Source organism: Pseudoalteromonas sp. MMG010, from assembly GCF_018100905.1.
Taxonomy (GTDB): domain Bacteria; phylum Pseudomonadota; class Gammaproteobacteria; order Enterobacterales; family Alteromonadaceae; genus Pseudoalteromonas.
Genome location: NZ_JAGJEG010000027.1, coordinates 1 through 3,232 on the forward strand (window position 1 = coordinate 1; position 3,232 = coordinate 3,232).

Here is a 3,232-nt window from a genome sequence, read left to right on the forward strand (position 1 = left end):
TTGTTGATAACTTACCTGTAGCCTCAAAATACTAAACTCTTTATGTATGATGTGGTAAGTTTCGCCCACTTTTAAGATGTATATTTAGGTATGTAAGTTATGACAGATGTAATAAATAGTATAAGTAACCTTTTATGGGGACATATTCTTGTTTATTTATTAATAGCAGCCGGTGTTTTTTTCACTATTCGTTTGCGTTTTATTCAGTTCTTCCAATTTGGTCACATGTTTAAAGTCATGTTTGGCTCTCGTAAATGTGGCGAAGATGATATTTCTTCTTTCCAGGCTTTTTGTACATCTTTAGCTGCGCGAGTAGGAACCGGTAATATGGCAGGGGTTGCTGTTGCTTTATATTTGGGGGGTCCTGGAGCCATTTTTTGGATGTGGGTGATCGCTCTAATAGGTATGGCGACCAGCTTTGCCGAAAGTACTTTAGCTCAAGCATATAAAATAAAAGATGAACAAGGTAATTTTCGAGGTGGCCCTGCTTATTATATGCAATATGGTCTTGGTAAACGTTGGATGGGTGTATTATTTTCGTTATGCCTTATTTTAGCGTTTGGCTTAGTGTTTAATGCTGTGCAATCTAATTCTATTGCCGCTGCTTTTACTGTTGCATTTGATATACCTAATTACATTATTGGTATTTTGCTTGTTGTTGGCTCTGGCATCATTATTTTTGGTGGTTTGAAAACAATTTCACGATTTGCCGAAATGGTTGTGCCTTTTATGGCAATTATGTACTTATTGGTTGCGCTTTATGTGTGTGCTATGAATGTTAACCTATTGCCAGATGTTTTTGTTCTGATCATAAAAAGCGCATTTGGCATTGAGCAAGCAGGAGCTGGCGCAATTGGATACGGTGTAACACAGGCGATGATCCAAGGCATTAAACGCGGATTGTTTTCTAACGAGGCAGGCATGGGTAGTGCTGCGAATGCAGCAGCTACCGCGACACCTTACCCTGCTCACCCTGCATCTCAAGGTTATGTGCAAATGCTAGGGGTTTTTATTGATACTATTGTTATTTGTACAGCTACCGCTGCTTTAATCTTACTTTCGGAACAATTAGTTCCTGAATCGGGCTTATTAGGTATCGAACTCACTCAAGCAGCATTACAACAACATGTTGGTGACTGGGGAATGTATTTTGTTGCAATTGCTATCTTTTTCTTTGCTTTCACTTCTATTGTTGCAAACTATTCTTATGCCGAAACAAACCTAATATTTTTACAGCATAATTCGCAGTATACACTGCTATTATTTAGACTGTGTGTTTTAGCTATGGTGATGTTTGGTTCAATTGCAGAATTAGGCTTAATTTGGACACTGGCCGATATCTCTATGGGATTAATGGCTATTGTTAACGTAGTGGCTTTATTTATGCTCTCCGGTGTTGTTATTTGGTTATCGAGAGATTATAACAGGCAACACAAAGCAGGTCAGATACCGACCTTTGATCCTTCAGCTAATAAAAAGCTGCATGAAACTATGCCACCAGGAGTTTGGCCAATAAAATAGTTATTAATTCGTTATTCTTCGGCATGAAGTTTTTGTTCTGTACGAAAACTTCATGCTTAACCTGCTAAATCCCCTTATCTATTAGCCCATATTGAATTAGATTTATTATCTATTAAAAATCTCATTTATCATATACAATGCAACTGGTTAACAATAAATTGACAATATAGCAATATATATTCACGTTAACTAACGTTTACACACATTTTAATGGAATTAAAAATACTGCATCACAACGGTATTCAACAAGAAGGATCTTAATAGTTAATTATAAATAAGAATGAGACTTTACACACATGGCATATAAAACAATCATCACCCCATTAACACTCAGTGCTATTTCTTTGCTTTCAGCTTTTACCCAAGCTGCCACCTTCACAATAGAAAAACAAAATACCAGCTTTTCTATTGATGGTAATGGTGGAGCTATTAGCAATCAGCAAATTTATTTGTGGAATACTAATGAAAGTAATGTAAATCAACAGTGGATACAAATTCAGCAAGACAATGGGTACTATTCGTTTAAAAAACAAAACACAAACCTTTGCTGGGATGGTGGTGACGGTGCGACTCGTCGTCAAGCTGTAACTTTACAAACATGTAACTCAAGTAATTACGATCAACATTGGGCTAAAGTTAAAGTAACCAGCGGCACCGAAAAATACCGTTTAGAAAAGCGTAATGCACCTAGTTTCTCTATCGACGGCAATCGCAGCGCCAGTCGCAAACAATATATTTATTTATGGGATTCAAATAGCAGTAACGTCAATCAGCAATGGAATTTTAACCGAATTGATGAAACTAGCTCTCCAGTAAATACTGGCAACGCAATACCTGACATTATTACTGATGGTAGCCTGTTCGATTTAGAAGGTGATAACCCTACCCCACTAATCAATGAATCAACCTTAGTGTTTGTCCCTCTAGAAACACAGTACACCACATCTGGTGGTGGCGGTTGGAGGCACGAGTATAAAATTAAAACCAACAAGCGCAAGGCCATGTATGATACCTACGAAGAGTTTTCTGCAAATTACAAAGTTGAACTTTCTAATGGCAGTAAAACAATTATTGCGCAACACCATGGATCATCAATTTCAACCTTAATGAAATTATACGTTGCTGATTCAAGCGAATCTGGATTTGATGATAGTGTAGCAAACAATGGGATCTTTGATGTGTATGTGCGTTTACGAGGAACAGATGGCGATGAAGATAAATTTGCTCTGGGTACAATTCGAAGTGGCGAGTCAATAAATGTTAAAATGATAAATGATTACGGGACTGTAACCGTTTCTGCATTAGGTCGTTCTGCTACACTCACCGTAGAAGATGATGACATTACCTATTTTAAATTTGGTAACTATTTACAATCCCAAGATCCTGTTACAAGGATAGATTGTGGTACTCGCGGAGATTCTGACTCATGGGAAGCGTGTTATAAAGATTTTGGTATTACAACATCAAAAATCACATTAACCGATATAAGTTATAGCAGTAATCATTAACTATAACTTTAGCTAAAATAAACAAGCAGCTTAGGCTGCTTTTTTATTATCTAAAAAGAAGCAGACATAAGATTATTTGTGTTGTAAACGCTATAGCTTATTTTTAATGGAATATTAGAAATAGGATAGTACTGTGCAATTTATTAACGATAATAAATTGGTGCCCGAGGCCGGACTTGAACCGGCACACTCTAAGAGCGAGG

The 3,232-nt window shown here is 37.0% G+C and carries 2 protein-coding genes; both read left to right on the forward strand.

Going from position 1 to position 3,232, the window contains the following annotated elements:
- Positions 1 to 99 precede the first annotated feature (99 nt).
- Positions 100 to 1,521: an alanine/glycine:cation symporter family protein gene (locus J8L70_RS15940; RefSeq protein WP_211056560.1), complete on the forward strand. Its 1,422-nt coding sequence runs from the start codon at positions 100 to 102 to the stop codon at positions 1,519 to 1,521.
- A 296-nt stretch (positions 1,522 to 1,817) separates the two neighbouring features.
- Positions 1,818 to 3,029: a polysaccharide lyase family 7 protein gene (locus J8L70_RS15945; RefSeq protein ID WP_211056561.1), complete on the forward strand. Its 1,212-nt coding sequence runs from the start codon at positions 1,818 to 1,820 to the stop codon at positions 3,027 to 3,029.
- The last annotated feature ends 203 nt before the right edge of the window (positions 3,030 to 3,232 follow it).